The following is a 24,404-nucleotide window of genomic DNA, read 5'->3' as shown; positions in this document are numbered from 1 at the left end:
TTACGACTCCTCACTGCCGCCACTACGACCACCGGAAATAGCGGAAAGGCGAGCTGAACTTTGCTGGCCTACTTGTGGGCGCGATTTTTTAGCAAACTGGGCAAGCACTTGGTCTCTGGGGCCAAACATACTTACTTGGCCTTCTTTCATGACCAATAATTTATCCATGGACTTCAGCACGCTAGTACGATGACTAATGACAAACAGCGTTGTACCTTCAGCTTTCAAATGGGAGATCGCCTGGCCTAGCGCACGCTCACCTGCGTCATCCAGATTGGCATTGGGTTCGTCTAATACGACTAAAACAGGGTTTCCATACAGCGCTCGCGCCAAGCCGAGTCGCTGACGCTGCCCCCCGGAAAGAGCACCGCTGGTAGAAGAGATTACGGTGTCATAACCGTTTGAGAGCTCTAACACCATCTCGTGTACGCCAGCTTTTTTCGCCGCCACAACCACTTTTTCAGGATCTATATTGCCAAATCTGGCAATGTTTTCACTGATAGAGCCATCAAACAATTCAATATCTTGTGGCAAGTAGCCAATATAAGGGCCTAGTTCATCACGGTTATATTGATTGATCTCACCGCCATCAAGACGAACATCGCCAACTTGGGTTGGCCAGATACCTAACAGCACACGAGCCAACGTGGATTTACCGGCCGCACTAGGACCAATAATCCCGACATGCTCGCCCTTGTCCACGCTAAAATTAATACCCCGAATGGTTGCCATACGCGTGCCAGGAGGCGCCGCAGCGACGTTTTCAATATCAATGATACCTTTAGGAGCCGGTAGCGACATACGGCGTTGATCATCGGGTATTTGGGTAAGCAAATCATTCAAGCGGCTATAGGCACCTCGCGCCGCGACAAAACCTTTCCAACCGCCGATCATCTGGTCAATTGGCGCCAGCGCACGCCCCATCAGGATGGAGCCTGCAATCATCATGCCTGGGGTCATATCACCATTAAGCACCAGAAGCGCGCCCAGGCCCAGAATCAGCGACTGGAATAACAAGCGCATCACTTTGGACGTATTGGTTAACGCGCCCGCACGATCACTTGCTTGGGACTGTTTGGCCAAAAATTCATGGTGGCGCTTTGACCAGCGTCCCATGATGCCAGGTAGCATCCCCATTGCATGTAGCACTTCAGCGTTTCTTAAGTTGGAGTTGGCAAGATTTTGCGCCTGAATTTGCTCGCTGTTGGCTTCTGCCAAAAGGCCTTTTGTTGATTTTTCATTTACCAAAGCAAGTATGAATAAAATAATACCCGCGCATGTGGCAAAAATGCCTAGCCATGGATGAAAAATAAACAAAATACCTAGATAGACAGGCACCCACGGAGCGTCGAAAAAGGCAAACAGGCCATTCCCAGTGAGAAACTGTCGTAAGCTCGTCAGGTCGTTAAGCGGTTGGGCACTTTGCGTGCCTGGAGCAACAATACTGCGGCGAAACATTGCACTATAAAGACGTTGATTAATAGTGGTGTCCAGCCGATTGCCGATCCTGACTAGCATTCGCGATCTTACAAGCTCTAGCCCGCCCATCACCATAAAAAGAAATACGACTACCAGGGTCAGCATGACAAGAGTGTCGAAGCTTTGGGTGGTAAGTACGCGATCGTATACTTGGAGCATATACATCGGAGGAACGAGCATCAGTAGGTTAACAAACATACTGAAAAAACCCACCGATACAAACGAACCTTTACAGGCGCTTAATGCACGCTGTAGATCCGTTGCTTCCTGTTGCTTTGCCATGGAGGGATCACCGTTGAATCAAAGAAATAGTCGCGCGAAGATTAATCGCGGCAGCATAACAGAAACGCCCCTACCAGGGGTAGGGGCGTTATGGGAACTTAATGATGCCATACTGGAGTGTTTATGGACTTTCTACTCTGAGGCCATGAAAACCATTACCCGAACAGTAATAGGCTTTCATCAGACTCTGTAAAACCAACCATTACGCTCGCTTTATCGACACCATTATCTAGTTCACCAAGCCAGTACTCCTTCCCAGCTAAGTCCGATTGCCTTTCAAGCACATTGGAATACATCAAATCAACAAAAGTATCATTTTGCAGATTACCATGCTGATTATTAAACTCATCGGAGATGACAAAATAATGCGCAATTTCGCTTACGCTTATTGTTTCATTAATTTCCAACCAATATCCAAGCCCTTTACCATCGGCATCACGATCAAAGGCAGCATCATAAAGCCGTATCAGCGGGTCAACTGATGTACTGAAAACAGCATCGTCGCGCACCGCTAGGTTTTGAATACGCAGATCCTCACTGGCAGACGTTTCGGCTTCGCTGAAAGGGGTTTCACTGAACATGGCCCCCATATATTCGGCAAAAGCGTCTTGCTCTGTGCCTTTTTCAGCAAAGTCAAACTTGCCTTCTAGATCATAGCTATCTACTAGATCAATGCGATCAACATAGCGATTTTCTAGCGGGTAGCCATCACCGCCATCTGCCATAAACCCTAGCGTAACTACTTTAACCGTTTCCTCTGCGCTTCCAACTAAACGACCATTCGCAGCCAATACATCGTGCACGCCACCCTCTTCGTTAACAATAATGGCGTTTTGAATGCGCTCGCCGGCTGGCAGACTCCAATCATAGCTGTACTGTATGCCACCCACCTGAGCAAACTGGCCAGCTGTTATATTCGGTGCAGCAGCGGCTACTGCATGCTCAAGTACGTCCAATAGCGTACCGCGTGAAAGAGTCAAAATGGCCAAATCATTATTGAACCGCAAGGCGGAAGCGGCATCTAGCTGAGAAACACCGCCTTCAGGCTTGCCAATCGCAGAATTACCAGACGGGGCCTGATAGCTAGGTGCGCTGTCGCCACCTTGGACGACTACATCACCAATGGCCTCGCGGATACCGCCACCATTTTTGAACGAAACCATTACCTCATCATCAAGCTGGCGGGCATACCAAAGATTGGCATCAGCCGTCAGGTTTCCCAGGTTGGTCTCTTCGGTACGCACAGCACCACGTTCACCCACCAGATAAACGTCTGTAAGACCCAGGATATTTCCATCCTGATCGGCCACAAAATCACCTACTGCGCCGACTAAATCCTGGGCGATTTGCCCTTTGGTGCCTTCAGCAAAAGCGGCTTCCAGGCTACCCCATAGCGCCTCAACCTGTTCATCAGTCGAAGCAAACACGCCCGATGTGTCCTGTTCGATAGAATCGGCGATAATATGGCCATTCTCGTCAAAATCAACAACTAGCTGTGCGACGTAGCGCCAACCGGCATCGGTATTAACGACAACAACGTCATTGCCAGAAGCATCTTTAGTAAGAATCGGGTAGGTGTCATAAGGCTCACCGGCACCGGGGAATAGCCCGCGTTCAATGTCTGCCTCATTGGCCAATAGCGAATCTGAACCACCCGCAATAATAATATCGACTCCATCCAGCAGGGTTGCCAGTTCTTCTTCGAACTGAATTTGCTGGAGATGCGCACTGAGAATGATTTTATTAACGCCCTGGGCTTCAAGATCATCAATCACAGGCTGAATGATATTCGCCAGGGCTTGCATATCGTTGCTGCCACCTGAAAGTACGTCCACACCACCGATCGACGAAATACTTTCAAGAATTTGCGTGGTAACACCGATAATCCCAATTTGCTCACCTCCCCGCTCAGCAATCACCGCGGGAGCTAGCTTGGGCTTATTCGCGCCAGCTAATACCTCTTCCAGGGTTGTCTGGAAAGCCTCGTGAGAGAAAATCTCGTTAGTGGCTAAGCCACTTAGGGCCGCATCGCCAGAGAAATCAAGATTTGCAGAAATATAAGGGAACTGCGCACCGAGCCATGCCACATCCGATGCGTTTTCACCATTCACTACAGGCGCAAGCATGTCGGCAATCAGGCCGGTTCCAAGATCAAACTCATGATTGCCTAGAGTAACCGCGGCTGCATTGACCAAGTCCATCAACAGGGACTCAACCCGCCCTGAGGCGGCAGTGATACCACTCATTGAGCCTGATTCTAAACCGTAAACATCCTCAACTGCTGTTTGAAAAGCAGCTTGCAAACTAGCCTCAGAGGCAGCGCTTAAGTAAGGGCCAGGTAACACTAAATCACCCGAACTTATAAAAAGAGAGTTGACGTACTGATCTTCCAGATGATCGACAATAGAAATAAAGTTCGGGGCATTAAGCAAATCCCCGCCCCCTCCTTCCATATCGGCTGCATGCAGTAGCTGAAGTTGATAATTACTCATAATGAACCCTTTTTTTTAATCATTAGTGAAAAACCGCTGAAAAACAGCGTAATCACCAACAATGACGAGAAGATGACGTTTTTAAGAATCGATTATTTTGCTAAGAAAAATCACATCCATTTTCAGCGCCGCTGCGATTTTTTCTGCCAAAGCGCAAAGGTAAAAAAAGAAAATGAATATCTAGCTTCAAACAAACAGTCATTTAATTGCCATCTTGTATGAGTAGTTTCTTTTTTTCTGTCACTCAACAACCTTATCCCCAAAAGGATTAGCAGCATGACAAACCTACAACTTGTTACGTCTTTGTATCGTGACTTATTACTGCGAGAACCTGATGAAGAGGGCTTAAGCTATTGGGTAGACGCACAAAATAACGGTGAGATTGACACCCTAGGTATTGCTGAAGAATTTTTGGCGAGCGATGAATTTAAAGACTTTATTCAACCCATTGTAGAGCTCTATAGCACTCATTTACTGCGCCCTGCTGACCCGGAAGGCCTAGCATACTGGGCGTCGGAATACCGCAGCGGTGTCGCACTCCAAGATATTGCTAATAATTTTAAAAACTCTGTCGAATTCACAGAAACCCTAGCTAACAAAGATCATGCTTCTTGGTTAACACAGCTATATAACGGCGTACTTAACCGCAATCCAGATGCTGACGGTGCTAGCTACTGGATGAATATGTTGGATGCTGGGCTTACTCATGCAGAGGTCGTTGAAGAATTTATCAATAGCGACGAGGGAATTGAACAACAGCCTGCCCGTACACTGACCTCTCTACTGAGCAGATTCACGGATACTGCCGATAGTGATACGGCATCGCTACTAAACCAGTACATTGAACAACTGGAAAGCGAAGCCCCCGAGCAACCTGGGCTCGAACAACCAGAGCCTGAGCAACCAGAGCCCGAACAACTAGAGCCCGAACAACCAGAGACCGAGCAACCAGAGACCGAGCAACCAGAGCCCGAGCAACCAGAGACCGAGCAACCAGAGACCGAGCAACCAGAGACCGAACAACCCGAGCTAGAGCCTACGCCTAAACCCGACTTTTCTCTGGGTGAGCGCTACTACCAGGGTGCCTCGGACGCTTCTGCCGCTATCGCGATTGATGGGCGATTAATGCTGGTAGCCGATGATGAAGACCAGATCTTGCGCCTTTTCGACCGTGAAGCGGGCGGTACGCCGCTGTTAGAAGCCGACCTTAATGGGGCGCTGGGGTTAAACGATACTCAGGAAGTTGACCTGGAAGCGGTTGCAACCTATCAGGATAAACAGTACTGGGTGGGTTCCCATGAGAGTGGTCAGCGCTCAATGATTTTTTCCACTGAGATTACAGGCGACAGCGCTGACACCTTTAATATCAACGTAACCGGTCAGTTTACCGACCTCGCCGAACAGCTAACCAACTGGGATGCCAGCAACGGGCACGGGTTAGGCGAAAACGCACTAAAACTCGAGTTAGGGATAAACGTTGAAGGTGCCGTGTTTATCGACGATACCCTTTATCTTGGCCTGCGGGCGCCGCTAGATGATGGCTTCGCCCAACTGCTACCGGTGACCAATGCTATCGACCTGGTCAATGGTAGCGTTGCACAGGCGTCTTTCGGCGAGCCGCTGCGTCTGGACCTTGACGGCCGAGCCGTACGCGCCATTGAGCAAGCCGGCGATAAGGGCTATCTGATTCTGGCAGGCCCAGTAGACGATGGCGACGACGCTGGTTTCGGGCTCTACTTCTGGGACGGCCACCACGCCGTTCGTGAAATTGAGGGTATCGATCTCAATACCATTCCGAATGCGCTCACCGCGAAACCCGAAGCGCTTTTCGATGTAAAAATGAGCGATGCGGGCATTTCGGCCAGCGTGCTTTTTGATAGCGGCACGGTTGATTGGTTTGATGATGGTCGCGCTTCAAAGGATCTCCCGGATAGCCAGCAGCAGTTTATTGGCACCGACATTGCTTTTGCCGCATTGCCGGATATGGCACCCCGCCCAGGCGATATAGCGGTAACGGCCATTAGCGGCAGCGAAAAAGAGTTTCAGTTTGTGGTGTTACACGGTATCGCCGAAGGGGCGGAAATTACCTTCACGGATTCCGGCTGGACAGGTGATGGTTTCCGAGCCAATGAAGGTGCGGTGAAGTGGACAGCGCCTGCTGGCGGTGTTGCCCCAGGCACGGTAATTTCTCACACTCAAAACGCCGACCAGTTCTCTGATGCCAATAGCGCCGCGGTAGGTAATGGCAGCTTCAACCTTGCTGTGGGCGGTGATCAGGTCATCGCGTTTGTGGGCGAAGATACAGATCCTACGTTTATCTATGCTATTCAAACCAATAGCAGCGAGTGGCAGGAAACGGCGACAAACTCCAATAACTCTGCCCTGCCGCCGGGCCTTGAAAATGGCACGACGGCCATTGCCGTCGGCAGCGCGCGTAATGCGGCCTTTACTGCCGATGGCTACGGCACCGCCGATGCGCTTCTGGCGGCAATTGGCAATCCCGACAACTGGACATTCGAACACAGCGCCCTGCCTGATAATGCAACAACGGCATTTCGTATCGGCACGATGGAAGCGCCTTATGTGCCGGGCGAAAGCGACATTGGCCTGGCCATCACCGAGATCTGGCCAGGCCAAGCGGGGGCGGATATTACCGAAGACTGGTTTGAAATCACCAATCGCTCTGGTGACACTCTGGACTTTACTGAATCCCCGCTCTACTACGATGACGACAGCGCCAACCCGCAAGATGCCGTGCTTATTGAAGGACTCACCACGCTGGCACCGGGCGAATCCGCCATCGTGATCGTGGATGGTGGCATTGATGCCGTGGCCCAGTTCCGCGAGGCCTGGAGCAACATCAGTAACATCGATAGTCTTAACATTGGCTTTGCCGACAATGCCGCCGGTTTGGGCAGCGGTGGTGACGCAGTGACTCTCTGGCAAGGCGACCCGCGCATTGATGGCAATAAAGTCGCTTTTGAAGCCTACCCCGACACATCGGAAAACGACGCCGCTTCGTGGAACGTAGACCGCCAGGCATTCACCCAGGCAGATGAAGAAGGCGCGGCTAGCTCTTCTGCTGCTGGGGGCGATAACGGTGACATGCCCGCCCTCGCCTCTCCTGGCGTTGCAATTAAGCCAGAGCCTGAGATTACGCTGATCTCGACGGTTCAGGGTGAAGGTGGCACCAGCGCGCTAGATGGTGAGAACGTCACGCTAGAAGCGATCGTTACCATGGTGACGCCCGGCATGGATGGCTTCTTCCTACAGGAAGAAGACGAAGACAACGACGATAACCCGCTGACCTCTGAAGGTATCTTTGTTTATACCGGAAGCGGCAGCAGCGCGTGGCTCGAGCAACTTGCCGCCGGTGATCAGATCCGTATCAGTGGGAATGTTTCTGAGTACTTTGAAAAGACTCAGTTAACCGCGGATCAATCAAGTCTGGATATTTTGGCCCGCGAACAGCCGCTGCCTCAAAGCAAAGTCATCAAGCTGCCTTTCGGCAATAAGCAGGGGCTTGAAGCTTTTGAAGGCATGCGCATCGCTATTGAGGCCTTGGACGGCCAGCCATTAGTGGTCACCGAACTTTATGAGCTGGGGCGTTATGGTGAAGTAACACTTTCTGCTGGCGGACGGCTTGAGCAGTTCTCTGAGGTCAATGCGCCTAGCGTGGAAGGGTATAGCGACTGGCTTAAGGATGCAGAAGCCCGCACGATCAAGATCGATGATGCCAACACCGCACAAAACCCAGACCCGATTATCTATGGCCGCCACGGTGAAGAACTCTCGGCCACCAACCCGCTACGCGGTGGCGATATGCTGGATACCCTGGAAGGCATATTGGACTTCAGTTTTGGCGAATGGAAAGTACAAAACGTCGATAGCTTAGATTTTTACGGCCCTGAGCGCCCCGCCACACCCGATGTGGATGCGTTAGGCGATGCCGAAATCAAGGTTGCATCATTCAACGTACTTAACTATTTCAATACGTTGGATGAGAATGGCAATAAAACAACGACTATTGATGGCACGGAACATTCACCGCGTGGCGCCAACAGCGCTGATGAATTTGCCCGCCAGGAAGCCAAGATCGTTAACGCCATCAATACCAGCGGTGCCGATGTCGTGGGCCTGATGGAAGTTGAAAACAATGGCTTCGGGGAAGATAGCGCCATTGCCGCCCTTGTTAATGCCTTGAATGCCGATGCGCAAATGAAAGGTCTTGATGGCATCACATGGGCTTACAGCACACCCAAGGATACTGAAGGCAATATCGTAAGCCCGGGGAGTGATGCCATTGCGGTGGGCGTTATCTACAACAGCCAAGCTGTTTCGCCAAAAGGCGATGCCGTTACCAAAACCGATGGCGCCTTCTCAATGGCTAACCGTGCCCCGGTGATGCAAACCTTCGAAGATGAAAACGGTGAACAGTTCTCCGTGGTTGTAAATCACTTTAAATCCAAGGGCAGCGTGGTCAACGGCGAAGCCGACATTGGCGATGGCCAGGGTAATAACAACCCCACCCGCGTTGAGGCGGCGAAAGAGCTACTCGCGTGGCTGGAAAGCAACCCCACTGGAAGTGATGATCAGGACGTCCTCATCCTGGGTGACCTGAATGCTTATGCCATGGAAGACCCCATTACGGCACTGAAAGACGCAGGGTTTGAGCTACTTGATGACGATTATAGCTACGTCTTTGATGGTTTCTGGGGGTCTCTGGATCATGCGTTGGCAAGCGAGTCTCTTGCCAAGCAGGTTACCGGCACCACGACCTGGCATATCAACTCAGATGAAGCTACCGCACTCGATTACAACACTGAGTACACCACAGAGCGCCAAGTTGAAAACTTATACGCGCCAGATCCATTTCGCAGCTCTGACCATGACCCTATTCTGGTGGGTTTAAACCTAAGTGCGGCAGAGATCTAAACCGTACTTGTAATCTAAACAGTACTTGCAATCTAAACAGTATCGAAACGTTCGTTATCGATGGTCTCCGCTTGCGGGGGCCATTTTTTATGCCTCGAATAGCGCCCCAAACACAGGTAATGCATGGCCCCGGCTTTACAGCGTGCTAAATTCATTGCATAAACTTATACGCTTACTCATCACATCTGCTTTTAACCTTGGAGAAACACGTTGAGCTCAACACGTTTAGCAGCGGTCATTATTGCTGACAGCGGCATCGCCTTCGGTACCAGCGGCGCACGGGGGCTGGTAGAGCAGTTTACTGACGAAGTATGTGCCGCATTTAGCGTAGCGTTTCTTTCCGCCATGCAGTCGAGCTTTGACGTTAAACGGATTGCAATCGGTATGGACCGCCGTCCCAGCAGTCCAGCCATGGTAGCAGCGTGTACTGGCGCCGCCCACGCCATGGGTATCGAGGTTGATGACTATGGCGTGCTGCCTACTCCTGCGCTTGCGTTGCAGGCCATGACTGATGGCATTCCCTGCATAATGATCACCGGTAGTCATATCCCCTTCGACCGAAACGGAATTAAGTTCTACCGCCCTGATGGCGAAATTACCAAGCAGGATGAAACCGCTATCTTAACGTCAACTGCGCCGATGCCTGCAGAGATACTCCCAGTACGCAACGATGTTTCGGATGCCGCCAACGAAACATACGCTCGACACTTTACTTCGTGGTTTATCGGAGAGCCGCTAAAAGGTTGGCGTATAGGGCTATATCAACACTCAGCTGCCGGGCGCGATTTAAATGCTCATATATTGACCGAGTTGGGTGCCGATGTCGTTGTACTCGGCCGTAGCGAAACCTTTGTTCCTGTGGATACTGAAGCAGTCAGCGAAGAAGACCAGGCAAAGGGCCGCGCTTGGGCAAAACAGCATCAGTTACATGCATTACTATCCACCGACGGTGACGGCGACAGGCCCCTGGTCGGCGATGAGACAGGTACCTGGCAGCGTGGTGACGTGGTGGGTTTACTGTGTGCACAAGCGCTGAAGATTGAAGCACTGGCGGTGCCGGTAAGCTGTAATACTGCCATTGAGGCATGCGGGGCGTTTAGACAGGTTGAGCGGACCCGCATTGGCTCGCCCTACGTATTAGCCAGTATGGCAGCGCTCAACAAGCAGTTTGATAGCGTTGCGGGGTTTGAGGCAAACGGCGGTTTCTTATTAGGCAGTGACCTAAAAGCTGATAATCGTGAACTGGCGGCGCTGCCTACGCGTGATGCGCTTTTACCTGCATTGACCTTGATGATAGCAGCAGCCCAACGCGGTATGAGACTGTCGCAGCTATTTAGCGGCCTTCCATTACGGTACACCGCCAGTGACCGACTCAAGGATTTTCCTACCCAGCAGAGCAATGCCCTGTTAGCAAAGTGGCAATCAGCTCCTGAAAAGATGCAGGAAGCCTTGGGATTGGCAGCGCCGATTAAAGCAGTGAATACTATCGATGGCTTACGCGCAACGCTGGAAAACAACGATATTGTGCATTTGCGCCCGTCTGGCAATGCCCCAGAACTGCGCTGCTACTGTGAATCAGACTCGCAGGCGCAAGCCTCTGCCCTGGTTCAGAAAAGCTTGGCTAGCCTCGCTGCTCTTGCTTAGGTTAATCGCTTTTCGTCTTAAAAGTTTGATCTGAAAAAGCAAAACACGGGAGGCCTTTAGGGCCTCCCGCGCGTTGCGGCTATCCATAGCCGGAGAACTATCTGTCCGATATAACGCTAATGGCTTACTTATAAACCGGGAAGCGGCCGCAAACTTCTGCCACTTTCTCGGCCACTTGGGCTTCAATAGCGCTGGTGTCTTCGCCTTTGGCCAGCACATCCAGAATGTCACTGATCCAACCTGCCAGCTGACGGCACTCTTCTTCACCGAAACCACGCGTAGTTACCGCTGGCGTACCGATACGCAGACCTGAGGTGACAAACGGGCTTTGCGGATCGTTAGGCACAGCGTTTTTGTTAACGGTGATATGCGCACGGCCTAATGCCGCATCGGCATCTTTACCGGTTACGCCCTGCTTGATTAATGAGAGCAGGAACAGGTGATCTTCGGTACCGCCGGAAACGATATCAAAACCACGCTCCATAAACACGCCCGCCATCACCTTGGCGTTTTTAACGACCTGCTGCTGGTAGGCTTTGAACTCAGGCGCCATAGCTTCTTTAAAACAGATCGCTTTTGCCGCAATCGCATGCATCAACGGGCCGCCCTGACCACCGGGGAATACGGCAGACTGCAGCTTTTTCTCAATGTCGGCATCATCTTCTGCCGACAGAATCACGCCACTACGCGGACCGCGCAGCGTTTTATGAGTCGTTGAGGTAACAACGTGAGCATGGGGCAAGGGGCTTGGATAAACGCCTGCCGCGACCAGACCCGCTACGTGGGCCATATCCACCAGCAGGTAAGCGCCTACTTCGTCAGCGATTTCGCGGAACTTGGCCCAGTCAATCACCTGCGAATAGGCTGAGAAACCAGCAATAATCATTTTAGGCTTGTGCTCACGGGCAAGCTTGGCCACCTGATCATAATCAATCAAGCCCTGCTCATTTAGGCCATACTGAACCGCATTATACTGCTTGCCAGAGAAATTGGGTTTGGCACCGTGAGTCAGATGGCCACCAGCATCCAGGCTCATACCTAAAATGGTGTCGCCCGGCTTAACCAACGCTAAAAACACGGCGCTATTGGCCTGTGAACCTGAGTGCGGCTGCACGTTAACGTAGGTCGCGCCGAACAGCTCTTTGGCGTAGTCAATCGCGAGGTTTTCAGCGATATCTACAAACTCGCAGCCGCCATAGTAGCGCTTGCCAGGATAGCCTTCAGCGTATTTGTTGGTCAGCTGGCTGCCTTGCGCTTCCATTACGCGCGGACTTGCGTAGTTTTCAGAAGCAATTAACTCAATGTGAGCTTCTTGGCGAGCCACTTCTTTCTGCATGGCATCAAACAGCGCATCATCAAATCCGGCAATTGTCATATCGCGGCTGAACATTGGCGGGAAACCTCGTAGATAAGGATCGATCATGGAAGAAATCAGGCCGCTATCATAACGCAGCCGGACGCGACTTTCATCGCATCAGCGTCAGGTACTGCATGAATGCCGCTCATGGCGATCAGCGCACTCAAGATACACCCTGCCGGTTAATGGTAAAAACAGGCCTCAAACAGGAATGGGGTTGGGTGGTGCAGCCACTAAGGGAGGCCGTTGGCCTCCTTCGCCCAGTGGAACTGGGCTCCCACAAGGTTAATTCAAGCTCTCAAAGCCACTCAATAGTAGGTGCATCTTGAGATGATAGAAGCCCGTTTAAGCCAGCAGAGATGCTTTGAAACCTGCTCCGGCCTTGTGGGAGCAGGCTTCAGCCAGCGAAGGGGTTGGCCTTAACCAGGGAGGCCGACGGCCTCCTTCGCCCAGTAGAACTGGGCTCCCACAAGGTTAATTCAAGCTATCAAAGCCACTAAACAGTAGGTACATCCTGTGATGATAGAAGCCCGTTTAAGCCAACAGATTTGCTTTGAAACCTGCCCCTACTTTGTGGGAGCAGACTTCAGCCAGCGAAGGGGTTGGCCTTAACCAGGGAGGCCGTTGGCCTCCTTCGCCCAGTGGAACTGGGCTCCCACAAGGTTAATTCAAGCTTTCAAAGCCACTCAACAGTAGGTGCATCTTGAGATGATAGAAGCCCGTTTAAGCCAACAGATTTGCTTTGAAACCTGCCCCTACCTTGTGGGAGCAGGCTTCAGCCAGCGAAGGGGCTGGCCTTAACCAGGGAGGCCGTTGGCCTCCTTCGCCCAGTGAAACTGGGCTCCCACAAGGTTAATCTGAATTTGGTGGCAAATAGACTATAGGAGCTGATGAACTACGGCAGACCAGCAATGACTTGGGCTTCCACGAAGCCCATATTCATGATGTCAGATCAAAGCCAGACCGCATCCCAATAACTGTAATGATTTATATCCTGCACTAAATTCGCTCTTAAAGGATTACCTACTATGTATCTTGCTACATCTCTTAATGATTCTTCCTGACGAATCATTCGATCATGAAAACCTCGTTGCCAAGCGCTTTCCCCCAGCCCCAACGAAACATAGCTTTTATAGCGGCGAACAGCTTCTGGGAGCCGCTCATTAAGCTGAATAAGCCAGTGGACATGATCAGGCATCACAACAAATGAAATTGTTGTTGCAAGCTCTTGAACGCGAGGCTGGTAAAAGCATCTGGAGGCACAGCAAGCGGCCTGAAAACTAGTAAAGGCAGGATAGCGGTTTTGCGTGGTGATCGTTATTAAGTAATAGGCATTTTCTAGCGAGAGCCTCCCTCTCCTAAGCCGATAACTTTCTTGCATACCGCCCCCAAATGCTTAATTTAATTAGCATAGGATATTATCAATTGAAGCACAGAGGTCAAAAGCGTTAAGAGAACAGATTTTAGTCAAAAGAAAAGCGCCAAAGCCCATTGAGGCTTTGGGAGCAGGCTTCAGCCAGAGAAGGGGTTAGCCGGGAGGCCGTCGGCCTCCTTCGCCCAGTGGAACTGGGCTCCCACAAGGTTAATTCAAGCTCTCAAAGCCACTCAATAGTAGGTGCATCTTGAGATGATAGAAGCCCGTTTAAGCCTACAGATTTGCTTTGAAACCTGCCCCTACTTTGTGGGAGCAGGCTTCAGCCAGCGAAGGGGGTGGCCTTAACCAGGGAGGGAGGCCGTCGGCCTCCTTCGCCCAGTGGAACTGGGCTCCCACAAGGTTAATTCAAGCTCTCAAAGCCACTCAATAATAGGTGCATCTTGAGATGATAGAAGCCCATTTAAGCCAACAGATTTGCTTTGAAACCTGCCCCTACTTTGTGGGAGCAGGCTTCAGCCAGCGATTTATCTAGGCTTCTCCTAACAAACCTAAACTGGCTGCGGGTGCTTGGCGGCGTAGCCCGCGTGAGAGCGCATGGCCGATGATGCCGATCAGTAGCGCGCCTCCAAACGGTAACGCCAGCCATAAGGTGATGTGCAGTCGCGGCGTCAAGTCGAGCCAGTAAATGTAAAGTGCGGCGGTTGCCACCTCCGCAAGTGCGGCGCCCATTAAGCCGCTGGTAAAGCCAAGCAGTGCGTATTCTGCGCCTTGAATACGGGAAATCATTCGATTACCCGCACCAAAGACACGCAACAAGCCACTTTCATGGGCACGAATGGGCTGACTTGCGGTTAAGGCGGCGTAAAGTACGCTGATTCCGGCGAGTAGAACTAGCATCAGTACAAGCTCTATTGCCCGCGTCACTTGAGCCAACACATCACGCACTTGGCCTAAAATCGCATCAACGTTGAGTAACGATACTCCTGGGAAATCACTTACCAACTGACGTATTAGCCCTTCCTCATCATCGGGTAAATGGAAGGCGGTGATATAGCTATGGCCAAACTGCTCCAACACGCCGGGCGGGAAAATCACAAAGAAGTTAGGCTTGAAGCTGTCCCAGTTAAGACTGCGCAAGCTGGTAATGCGCGTTGTTAGCTCATCGCCACCTATGGAGAAGGTTAAGGTATCGTTGAGCGCTAGCCCTAATCGACTCGCTAGCTCCTCTTCCATGGAAATAGGCACTATATCAGGCTGCGGAGTAGCATCCACGGCGCCCAACCAGCCTTGCGGCTCAGCAGGCACGCTTTCTTGTCGTGTAAACCAATCCCCGGCGACTACCTGATTGCCTTCTGGCAGCTCAGCCTGCCAGGTAAGGTTGAGTTCGCGTCTCAGAGAACCATCGCCCCTGGCATCCTCGGGTACGGCCTCCATTGGCGCCTGATCGTTTATCGCCGTAATCCGCCCGCGTACCATCGGGTAAAGCGTGCTTTGCGTATCCACGCGCGGAGCCACGGCCTGTTCAAAAGGGTCGCGCTCAGCGGGCTGGATATTTATCGCAAAGTAATTAGGTGTATCGTCTGGCAATTGCGACTGCCAAGTCGAAAGAAGATCACCACGCACCAGCACAATCATTGCCATGGCAAAAAACGTTACTGAAAACGCCAAGAGCTGACCGACACCTGCTTGGCGGCGACGTGCTAATTGACGCGCGCCCAAACGAAGCGCCTGCGCCCACTCTCCACCGCCGGCTAGCTTCTTTACGCCATGCAAAATACCATTAAGTAACAGCGCACTAACGCCCCACAGCACTGCCAGCAGCACACCACCGCCCAATAATAGCGAGATTGCTAAGGGCAGGCTGCCTGAATAAAGCCATAGCAAGCCACCAAACACGCTAGCCGCCACGCCCGCCACAAGCCAAGCCGAGGGCGGCAAGGGGTCCAGCTCACGGCGCAACACTTTAAGGGCACTAACCCGCTTAATACGCAAAAGCGTTGGCCCGGCAAACCCTACCAGTACCGCCAGTGCGGTTAATATCCCTAACCAGAGCGGCGTCACTCCTGGCGGTGGCAGCGTCATGGGTAAAAAGCTAACCAAAAGACGCAGCAGAATTGCCTGACCGGCCAAGCCCAGTAACGCGCCAATCACCGATGCCACCAAGGCAAGGCCGATCAGCTGAAGGCTAAACAGCACCATAAGCTGCTGTTGACTCGCGCCAAAGCAGCGTAGCAACGCGGCTGTATCCAGGTGGCGCTCGACATAACGCCGCGCCGACATGGCCACCGCGACGCCAGCCAGTAAAACGGCCGCCAACCCCGCTAGCCCCAGGTAGCGGTCGGCCCGCTGTAACGCATTACCCAGCTGTGGCCGGTCCACGCGTACGTCGCGAACGTCAACACCTGCGCGACGCAGTTCCGCCAACAGGCCTTGCACTTGATCCAGCGCTTGCGGCGGACCTGCCGCCAGTAGTTCAAACTCGACTCGAGAGCCCTCCTGCACAAGCCCCGTAGCCTCAAGGTCTGCCGTATTGAGCATCAAGCGGGGATTAAAATTACCAAACCCGCCGGATTGGTCAGCTTCTCGCTCAACAATACCGCTAACCGTTAACTCGGTTTGGCCAACCTGAACACGGTCGCCCAGCTCTATTTCAATCAACTGGGCCAAGCGCGGGTCTACCCACGCCTCTCCCGCAAATGGACCTCGGGCCAAGGGCTCAGCACCATTGCCTACGTCCACGTATGAAACGCCATAATGCGGATAAATATCATCGACCGCTTTAAGGCTTGCAGGTTGAAAGCGCTCGCCAAGGCTGATCATGGATACCAGATCGACCTGATCACTTAGCGCAAAACCAGCCGCCTGCAAGGTATTGCGCAGCTCGTCTGAAAAGGGGCTTCGCTGTTCAAGTACTAAATCCCCTCCCAGCATTTGCCCTGCCTGGCGTTCAAGACCACGCTCCAGGCGGTCGAGAAAAAAGGCAATCATGGTGGAAGCGGCCACGGCGAGCACCAGCGCGACAAAGAGCGCACGCACATCGGCAGAGCGCAAATCGCGCTTTAGGCTTCTTGCGGCCAATCGCCAGGGAATATCACTCATTGCCCGCCTCCCACCGTATTGGGATCCAAGGGCAAAAGCTGGCCCTGGGCGAGTTGCAGGCAACGATCACAACGGCGTGCCAAGGCATGGTCATGGGTGACCAGAATAAGCGTTGTGCCAGCTTCCCGATTAAGGGTGAACAGCAAATCAATAATCTGAGCCCCGGTGTCGGGGTCCAGATTACCGGTTGGCTCATCGGCAAACACCAGTTTGGGATCGGTGACAAACGCCCGGGCAATGGCTACCCGCTGCTGCTCACCGCCGGAAAGCTGCTTGGGCAGATGATCCACCCGCTCCCCCAGGCCCACCTTCGCCAGCCAAGCCTGTGCAGTGTGGTCTTCTCCTGCACGTGGCGAAAGCTCCAGCGGCAGCAGCACGTTTTCCAGGGCGCTTAGCGTAGGCAGCAGCTGGAAATTCTGGAAGACAAAGCCTACTCGTCCAGCCCTTAATGCGGCACGGCCATCTTCATCCAACCGGCTAAGCGGCTGACCGAACAGTATGAGCTCGCCGTCACTGGGTGTATCAAGGCCGGCCAATAGGCCCAGCAGGGTTGATTTACCCGCCCCGCTTTTACCTAGTATTGCAACGCTCTCGCCCGCCGCTACGCTTAACGACAGCTGATTTAAAATAGCGAGCTTACGCTCACCGCTGGTAACCGTTTTGGTTAGCTTATCTGCCTGAAGAACAGGTCGGCTCACGGGAGTCGCGGGAACCTTGCCGCTTGTTAGAGAGCCGGTGTTGGGTTGGCTCACCGCTTGCGATGAGATACCAGCGGTGGAAGACTGTGTAGATTGATCCGAGGAGTGAGGCATGAAGCGAAGCATCCCTGTGGCATGGCATAAACTTAACCGCATGGTAACCGGCGGACTGGTGGTTCTGATAGTCACCTTAAGTGCCCCAACTATCAACGCAAACGAGCGCCCAATCGTATTGGTCATGGGCGACAGCTTGAGCGCGGCTTACGGCCTGGAGAATGACCAGGGGTGGGTAACGCTTTTAGAAAAGCGCTTGAGCGACCAGGCAACGGTGGCCAATGCCAGTATCAGCGGCGAAACCACCTCCGGCGGCTTGCAGCGGTTTAGCGATATTCTAACCAAGCAACAGCCCAATATTGTCTTGCTGGAGCTGGGTGGCAACGATGGTCTGCGGGGCCTTGCGCCTACTCAGATGCGCGACAATCTAGCCCGCATGATTGAGCAAAGCCAGGAAGCCGATGCCCAAGTGTTATTGCTGGGGATTGATATTCCTCCCAACTACGGCCAGGCCTATCGGGATGCATTTACCGGCGTTTACTACTCCCTGGCAGAAGAGTATGACGTGCCGCTAGTGCCCTTTTTATTGGAAGATATCGCGCTTAATCAGGCGCTCATGCAAAGTGATGGGATCCACCCAACCGCCGATGCCCAGCCAATTATTTTAGATAACGTGTGGCCTGAGCTGGAACCGCTTCTAGACAATATCTACCAAGCATCAGCGGAGTAGTTATTTATCATTAAGCAAATGTAGAACTTAATCGCGGCAGCTTGTAGTCTTAGCATACCCTTTTGTGATGATGGCGACTCATGCCCGCGCCTTTTAATCCTTCCCCTTTCAAGCTTTCTCGCCGACAGTTCCTAGCAACTGCTGGCGCTTTGCTATTGGGTTCGGGTTTAGGCATTCACCCAACGCCTGCAGTGGCATTTGACCCCCAACGCTTACGCCAAAGCATGCAGCAAGCTTATGGTCAGGCAGGCCTTGCCGTGCTTGAAGAATGGTTTGCCATGCTGGAGCGCCTGCGCGGCCAGGATGTCCAAATGCAGCTGCGTGAAGTCAACGATTTCTTTAACCGCCGCATCCGCTGGGTTGACGATATGGTGGTGTGGGGGGAGGAGGACTACTGGGCGACTCCTCTTGAAGCAATGGGCAATGGCCGTGGAGATTGCGAGGATTACTCCATTGCCAAATACATAACGCTCAAACAACTTGGGGTACCGGGTGAACGGCTGCGAATGATCTACGTGCGTGCTCGTATTGGACGCAGCCAGATCACCCAAGCCCACATGGTCTTAGGTTATTATTCGACGCCTAATGCTGAACCGCTGGTACTGGATAACATTGCACCGTCTATCACGCCCGCCTCGCAGCGCTCCGACCTTGACCCACTTTTCAGTTTTAACAGCGAAGGGCTGTGGGCCGGCGGCTCGTCTGAGTCGCGTGCAGACCCGCTGGCCAGGCTATCGCGCTGGCGTGGCGTACTTGAGCGCATGCAATCACAAGGCTTCATCTAATAAGGATTAGGCACTATGTCTCTAGACACTCTGTCACCAGGAAAGAAGTCATTAGGCACCATGTCACTGATCAAACAGCTCTGGCTTGCGATTATTGCGCTGCTGCTGCTGTCATTTATCGGTAGTTTAGCGGTTAGTATCACCTCTAGTCGCGACTATATTGAGCAAGAAGTGCGCATTAAAAATTCAGACAATGCCACCGCACTTGCGCTCTCCATGAGCCAGCTTGATAAAGACACGGTTATTTTAGAGCTTCTCGTTGCCGCACAGTTTGATACCGGCTACTACCGGCGAATCACCTTGCGCGGTACTGACGATAGCGTATTGATTGAACGTACAGCGGAAAGCTATCAGGGCAGTGTGCCGCAGTGGTTTCGGCAGTTGATTGACTTTGACGTGCCCAGCGGCGTAGCAACCGTGCAAGACGGCTGGCGCCAGTTTGGTACGCTGGAGCTTGAGAGCCAACATAGTTTTGCCTATGACGCCCTATGGCGCAGCACATTAGAATTAGTAGGCTGGTTTCTTCTCGCTGGAGCCATTAGCTTTGCATTGGCTATGGCCATCGTACGTGGTATCCAGCGTCCGCTTAATCGTGTGGTAGCCCAAGCTCAGGATATTAGTGCGCAGCGCTTTACCACCATTAGCGAACCCCGCACCCTGGAATTGCGCCACCTGGCGCAAGCCATGAACCAGCTGTCTGCTAACGTACGTCAAATGCTCAACAGTGAAAGCCAGAAGCTTGATGAACTACGTCGCCGCTTGCAGCATGACCCTGTCACAGATGCGCTAAGCCGTGATGTATTTATGGGCCGATTAAGTGCCTTACTGGAAAGCGATGAAGCGCGTGCCAGTGGTTTAATGATAATGGTACGCGTCAGTGAGCTGGATAAGCTCAATGAGCGCTTAGGCCATCAGGCAACCGACCATTTACTGCGTACGCTTGTGGTGCAGCTGGCGGCCCTGGATACAGCAAGTGAAGCGCCGCTGATTGGCCGTTTAAACGGTAGCGACTTTGCGTTACTGATACCCCTGGCAGACGATGTCGAGACGCTAAAAACAGCGCTACAGCAAGCGCTAAATAATACGGCAGCACTGGCAAACGATGTAGGTTTACCCGCCGCGATTACGCCCTACGCTGCGAACGACCAGCGTGGCCTTTTATTAGCGGCCCTGGATGATGCCTTGGCCGAAGCGGAAAGTGACAGCGCTTATCAGCGTATTGTCATTCGTCATCATCAACGCCATGCCCTATTCAATACCCACACGGAGTGGCGCAACGCCTTAGATAAGGCCATCCTACAAGGCCCACAACTAGCTTATTTCCCGGTAGTCGATGCTCAGAACCAAGTGATTCACTATGAGTGTCCGGCCCGATTAGCGTTAGGCGAACAGTGGCAGACCGCCGGTGTGTTCATCCCGTGGGTAACACGGTTTGAATTAGAGCCCAGGCTTGATCTCGCTGTGGTGAAGGCCGCCCTGGCCCAGTTGGCAGAAAACAGCGAACAGCGGCTAGGTATTAACCTCTCGATTGCCTCGATTACCAACGCGCAGTTTGTTACGGAGCTGCGGGCACTGCTTGAAGACGCTCCTTTACTGGCAACCAAGCTTTGCTTTGAAGTGCCGGCTACGTTAAACACAACCGCATTAACCGGATTGCGTGGGCTATGTAACACCTTACGTCCTTTGGGCTGCCAGTTCGGCATCGAGCATGTGGGCGCAGACTTTACTAAACTCGCCGACTTGCATGATGTGGGGCTGTCTTATCTAAAAATAGACAGCAGTTTGATTCGTGGATTGGATACTTCCCATGAGCAACAGACCATCGTGCGGGGGATGGCGACACTGTGTCATTCGCTGGGAATTCAGGTTATCGCGGAAGGTGTCACTGAGCCGCAGGAGTTAATGCACACTTTCTTAAGCGGCATGGATGGCGTTACCGGCCCAGGCGTGCGTCTTTAATCTGCTGAAGCACACAAGTTCAAGCGGCGACGCTCTAAATAGTGTCGTCGTCGCTTAACAGGCCTACCCCGCTCTTTGCCCGAAGCGATTTACGCTCCATGATCTTTTGCTGGGCAGGAATGGGCAGATCCGTAAACGAGATAATCCCCTTTTCTAGCAGCACTGCAAGAATGTCTTCCACGACGCGTACAAATGCCAGGTCAGAAGCCACAAACTGCGCCGACTGACCACTTTGCGTGGCCAAAAAAGCCATCACCTCAGGCGAATCAGGCGATAGTGTTTCACTGCACTCAGGCGTCGGCTCATTACTGAGCATGACAACCTCACCTTGGGCGTTACGTTTGATATAGAACATAACCGCTTCCTCTGTGGGTAAAAGCGATAGATAGGTATCAAGTGTACCAAGCAGGATAGAGTAAGGCCGCCCGTTGGCGGCCTTACTTTACGCTCAGTTCTAATCAATCTTCAATTGGTCGTTTTCCAACATACTTTGTATAAAGTCTGAGGAGCTTGAACCCTGCATATCCACACCCTTCATGACAATATACTGATCGGCATTGCTTCCGTCTGCCGCCAAACCACCATCCGATTTGACATGTAGTACGGTATCGGTGCCCTGCTGCTCAGCATGAATGTACTGATCGATATTGCCGCTGTCTTCTCCTTGCAGTAAATCGGCCAGATCAAGGCGGTCGGCAGAATCACTACCGGTAAAGCGCCCCACGTGGAAATCCATGACTTGGTCGACAGCGGGTGCTTGAAGAGAACCTTGGTCGCCACTTTCCCAGACGAAGGTATTGGCACCGTTGCCGCCGTACATGATGTCGTTACCCGTTCCGCCTACCAGCGTATCGTTACCACCCATGCCAAAGAGAATATCGTCCCCTTCACCACCGATGAGAATATCGTTACCGCCAGTAGCTCCTCCCAAACGACCAAACTCATCATGGTTTTCGGTAATGTATTCATGAATCTGCTGTGCTGACAGCGCATTGGGGTCGTCGATACCCAACTTATCGGCAATGTAAGCCTTCATGGCCGGCAAGCCGTTTCCTTCGATACCTGCAAACTTGATCTGGTCGCCAAAGAGAATGTCATTCCCTTCGCCGCCCTTGATGACATCGTCGCCCGATGGCAGCGTAGTGTTCTGGCCTAAGATGGCATCAGCCAAATCTTCAGGGTCAATGTTCGCCTGCACGATGCCGTCAGAATCAAACTGGCTCAGTGAGCTTTCGTTGAGGCTTGGCCCGATACCGATAGCATTGATGTCGGACAGTCCATCCAACAGCGCAAATGCGGCTTTTGAGCTGGTAAGCACCTCCTCAGTCGTACTGCTGCCGTTGCCACCAAGTTCCGATATCTTGTACTCTCCTCGCCCATCAGCGCCAACTTTACCAATGACTTCAGAAGACCAGCCCGCTCCCCAGCCAAAAATTCCTGAAGAATAGGTCCATTTTATAACACTTCCTTCTGAATTAATTACTGCCCGATTGATGCCTCCGATATTTAATGTATAGACAGTGCCTGGTGTGTAATCAAAAGTATCGAGATCAACAGACCAGCTATTTCTTCCTTTGATACCTACTTCGACCTTAGTTGCCTCATTTCTCTGATAGAACGTTGGCGCACCATCCGTGATGAAATACGTCAGATTAGTACCCGGGTTACCTTGAACCTGGTCACCATGGAACCAGTTGGCGGCCGTCTTGAAGACGTCTTCGTAATTGGTTCCCTTATTATGCACGTACTTCATGCCACCAAGAGCCTCCTGCAGTTTTGCCAACGCCCCTGCATCCTTCAGATCCACGCTTACGGTCTTACCCACCTGCGTATTGAAGTCAGTCAGGAAGATGTTGACCTTACCTGCATCATCGCCAATGGCGCTGTTCTTTAATGCATTGAAAACTTCCGCCAGAGAGGCCTTGGCATCCTCGATGCCTTTGACACCCATACTGCTTGAGGTATCGACCATAAAGGCAATGTTGTAATCCGCCCCCGGCACGAGCTGTAGGCCAGCCACGTCACCGATGATGATATCGTTGCCACTACTGCCTTCGATTGCATCGTTGCCCGGTGAGCCGACGATGATATTGTACTGCTCGATGCCCGTGGTCGCAGTGCTTGTTGCCGTATCGATGACGATGGGCGTACCGTCATCATTGAAGCCCACCACCTCTTTCGATGTTGCACTTGCCACCACATCGAACGCACCGGCACTAAGCGGTATTTCCATCCGCAAGCCCAGATCGGTGAGATTCTGACCATCTGGGTTGCTGATGAACCAAGAGCCATCGCCCTGCTTGATGACCTCAGCGCCTGCCTGACTGGTCACGATGACACCCTCGGGTATACCCGTTAGCGTAATGCCCGACAACAACTCGCTGCCATCAATATCCACAAGCTTCGCAGATACATCCAGCTCAACGATGTCGAAACCCTCTTGGGCAATCGTGGTCGTCGCCTCGATCGGCATCATGGTATGCCCATCGCCAAAAATCAGGCCTTTAATGTTGTTTAGGCTGATTTGGATACCGGTAGCTTTCTCGGTAATAGTTCCATCATAACCAGAGTTCTGATGCTCCTCACCAAGCGCCACTGTGTAACTGCCATATGGCTTACTTAAGAAGACATAATCCTTGTCCTGCCCATTGATAGAGTTAACAGTCTGGTTTCCTTTTACCAGCTTGTTAAAGTCACCTATTAAGGCAATTACATCAGCACCATGCGTATTATTAGCACTTCCAGGATTCAAGTTTCCATCGCTAAACGGAGGCTTGATAATTTTGCCATCAATCCCCGTCGCGGCAATCTCTCCTCCCCGGATATCAATCGTGACGTTGCCGTACTTGACCGTAATGGCTGTTTCGCGCTCGGAAGCTACCGTTTCCCCTAGGGTAATTGATACATCAGGCGCATCGGCAACGGGCTTGATATCAATAGCAAGCGTTGCCTCTTTACCCTCGTTACGCGCGTCCGTAGGTATAAAGCTGAACTGCGCGTAATCAGCCTGCTGATTACCTACCCCTTCGCCACCATAGCCGTCGAAGCCGGATTCATTAGCTGTCGGCATAAAGCGCAGCTCGCCTGCGTCAATCTGAGCTTTAGTGAATTGGCCATTTTCTTCAACACTCTGCCAACTTCCATCGGCAGCTTTGTATTGCAATACTCCTGCTTCAGGCAGCTGGGTGATGGTCACGCCCAGCTCTTCATCAGCAGAATCTGCGTCTGAAATATTGAAAGCATCCCATGTGATCGCCAGTGGCGTATCTTCTTTTCCTGCCAACTGTCCATCTTTAGCTACTGGGGCTAGGTCGACGTCGTAGGCTTTGTCGGCCTCAGCGCCGTAGTCGTTACCCGCCGCGTCTTCGCCGGTTACTTCGGCAGTGATGGTATCGTTCTCGGCCAGCACCGCGCCGGGCACGTCGATGGCGTAGGTCAGGTTGCCGTCGGCGTCCGCGGTGACTTCACCTTCGTAGGTGTTGTCGCCCACGCTCAGGGTGACGGTGTCGCCCGCC

General features: G+C 52.3%; 13 protein-coding genes. 5 read left to right on the top strand and 8 right to left on the bottom strand.

Annotated features, from left to right (window positions below; translation table 11 throughout):
- Both ACT3R7_RS14115 and ACT3R7_RS14110 read right to left on the bottom strand, forming a co-directional pair.
- Entirely contained in the window at positions 1-1,761 is a 1,761-nt protein-coding gene (locus tag ACT3R7_RS14115) for a type I secretion system permease/ATPase (protein WP_417420230.1), read from the bottom strand.
- 155 nt (positions 1,762-1,916) lie between these two features.
- Positions 1,917-4,253, bottom strand: coding sequence for a DUF4214 domain-containing protein (locus tag ACT3R7_RS14110; RefSeq protein WP_417420228.1), 2,337 nt, complete (start codon positions 4,251-4,253; stop codon positions 1,917-1,919).
- Between the two features lie 276 nt (positions 4,254-4,529).
- Between ACT3R7_RS14110 and ACT3R7_RS14105 the strand changes: the two genes are divergently transcribed.
- Both ACT3R7_RS14105 and ACT3R7_RS14100 read left to right on the top strand, forming a co-directional pair.
- Positions 4,530-9,188 carry an ExeM/NucH family extracellular endonuclease gene (locus ACT3R7_RS14105; protein ID WP_496199246.1) on the top strand — a complete coding sequence of 1,553 codons (4,659 nt, stop codon included), beginning with the start codon at positions 4,530-4,532 and terminating at the stop codon, positions 9,186-9,188.
- Positions 9,189-9,398: 210 nt separating this feature from the next.
- On the top strand, positions 9,399-10,832 hold the full coding sequence (locus ACT3R7_RS14100; protein WP_496199245.1) for a phosphomannomutase: 1,434 nt from the start codon (positions 9,399-9,401) through the stop codon (positions 10,830-10,832).
- A gap of 124 nt (positions 10,833-10,956) precedes the next feature.
- Here ACT3R7_RS14100 and glyA read toward each other — a convergent pair whose 3' ends face one another.
- The 4 genes from glyA to ACT3R7_RS14080 form a co-directional block, all read right to left on the bottom strand.
- A complete protein-coding gene (gene glyA, locus ACT3R7_RS14095; protein WP_192538862.1) occupies positions 10,957-12,222 on the bottom strand; it encodes a serine hydroxymethyltransferase in 1,266 nt (421 codons plus the stop codon).
- Positions 12,223-13,141: 919 nt separating this feature from the next.
- Positions 13,142-13,570: an REP-associated tyrosine transposase gene (locus tag ACT3R7_RS14090; RefSeq protein ID WP_192539726.1), complete on the bottom strand. Its 429-nt coding sequence runs from the start codon at positions 13,568-13,570 to the stop codon at positions 13,142-13,144.
- Between the two features lie 522 nt (positions 13,571-14,092).
- The gene (locus ACT3R7_RS14085; protein ID WP_192539725.1) at positions 14,093-16,663 is read right to left on the bottom strand and encodes an ABC transporter permease; all 2,571 of its coding nucleotides are present in this window, start codon (positions 16,661-16,663) and stop codon (positions 14,093-14,095) included.
- The gene (locus tag ACT3R7_RS14080) at positions 16,660-17,361 is read right to left on the bottom strand and encodes an ABC transporter ATP-binding protein (protein WP_192539728.1); all 702 of its coding nucleotides are present in this window, start codon (positions 17,359-17,361) and stop codon (positions 16,660-16,662) included. The genes ACT3R7_RS14085 and ACT3R7_RS14080 overlap by 4 nt, the downstream gene beginning before the upstream one ends.
- A 112-nt stretch (positions 17,362-17,473) precedes the next feature.
- On the opposite strand from ACT3R7_RS14080, the gene ACT3R7_RS14075 reads away from it, so the two are divergent.
- The 3 genes from ACT3R7_RS14075 to ACT3R7_RS14065 all read left to right on the top strand — a co-directional run bounded on the left by ACT3R7_RS14075 (position 17,474) and on the right by ACT3R7_RS14065 (position 20,889).
- Complete coding sequence (locus tag ACT3R7_RS14075; protein ID WP_192539724.1) at positions 17,474-18,145, top strand: arylesterase; 672 nt, start codon at positions 17,474-17,476, stop codon at positions 18,143-18,145.
- A gap of 80 nt (positions 18,146-18,225) precedes the next feature.
- The gene (locus ACT3R7_RS14070) at positions 18,226-18,930 is read left to right on the top strand and encodes a transglutaminase-like cysteine peptidase (RefSeq protein WP_192539723.1); all 705 of its coding nucleotides are present in this window, start codon (positions 18,226-18,228) and stop codon (positions 18,928-18,930) included.
- Positions 18,931-18,990: 60 nt separating this feature from the next.
- Entirely contained in the window at positions 18,991-20,889 is a 1,899-nt protein-coding gene (locus ACT3R7_RS14065; protein ID WP_192539727.1) for a bifunctional diguanylate cyclase/phosphodiesterase, read from the top strand.
- A 34-nt stretch (positions 20,890-20,923) separates the two neighbouring features.
- Here ACT3R7_RS14065 and ACT3R7_RS14060 read toward each other — a convergent pair whose 3' ends face one another.
- Both ACT3R7_RS14060 and ACT3R7_RS14055 read right to left on the bottom strand, forming a co-directional pair.
- Positions 20,924-21,244, bottom strand: a complete 321-nt coding sequence (locus tag ACT3R7_RS14060; protein WP_192539722.1) for a tryptophan synthase subunit beta like protein — start codon at positions 21,242-21,244, stop codon at positions 20,924-20,926.
- A gap of 99 nt (positions 21,245-21,343) precedes the next feature.
- Positions 21,344-24,404, bottom strand: a 3,061-nt coding sequence (locus ACT3R7_RS14055; RefSeq protein ID WP_496199244.1) for a type I secretion C-terminal target domain-containing protein, incomplete at its 5' end; no start/stop codon positions are given.

The sequence above is a fragment of the Halomonas sp. AOP43-A1-21 genome (assembly GCF_052376775.1).
GTDB lineage: Bacteria > Pseudomonadota > Gammaproteobacteria > Pseudomonadales > Halomonadaceae > Vreelandella > Vreelandella colorata.
This window is presented reverse-complemented; position numbering and strand designations above follow the sequence as displayed.

Excerpts from the sequence above, each read along its gene's own strand:
- ACT3R7_RS14115 (WP_417420230.1), bottom strand. The coding sequence starts at position 1,761 with ATGGCAAAGCAACAGGAAGCAACGGATCTACAGCGTGCATTAAGCGCC.
- ACT3R7_RS14110 (WP_417420228.1), bottom strand. The coding sequence starts at position 4,253 with ATGAGTAATTATCAACTTCAGCTACTGCATGCAGCCGATATGGAAGGA.
- ACT3R7_RS14105 (WP_496199246.1), top strand. The coding sequence starts at position 4,530 with ATGACAAACCTACAACTTGTTACGTCTTTGTATCGTGACTTATTACTG.
- glyA (WP_192538862.1), bottom strand. The coding sequence starts at position 12,222 with ATGTTCAGCCGCGATATGACAATTGCCGGATTTGATGATGCGCTGTTT.
- ACT3R7_RS14090 (WP_192539726.1), bottom strand. The coding sequence starts at position 13,570 with ATGCAAGAAAGTTATCGGCTTAGGAGAGGGAGGCTCTCGCTAGAAAAT.
- ACT3R7_RS14085 (WP_192539725.1), bottom strand. The coding sequence starts at position 16,663 with ATGAGTGATATTCCCTGGCGATTGGCCGCAAGAAGCCTAAAGCGCGAT.
- ACT3R7_RS14075 (WP_192539724.1), top strand. The coding sequence starts at position 17,474 with ATGAAGCGAAGCATCCCTGTGGCATGGCATAAACTTAACCGCATGGTA.
- ACT3R7_RS14070 (WP_192539723.1), top strand. The coding sequence starts at position 18,226 with ATGCCCGCGCCTTTTAATCCTTCCCCTTTCAAGCTTTCTCGCCGACAG.
- ACT3R7_RS14065 (WP_192539727.1), top strand. The coding sequence starts at position 18,991 with ATGTCACTGATCAAACAGCTCTGGCTTGCGATTATTGCGCTGCTGCTG.
- ACT3R7_RS14060 (WP_192539722.1), bottom strand. The coding sequence starts at position 21,244 with ATGTTCTATATCAAACGTAACGCCCAAGGTGAGGTTGTCATGCTCAGT.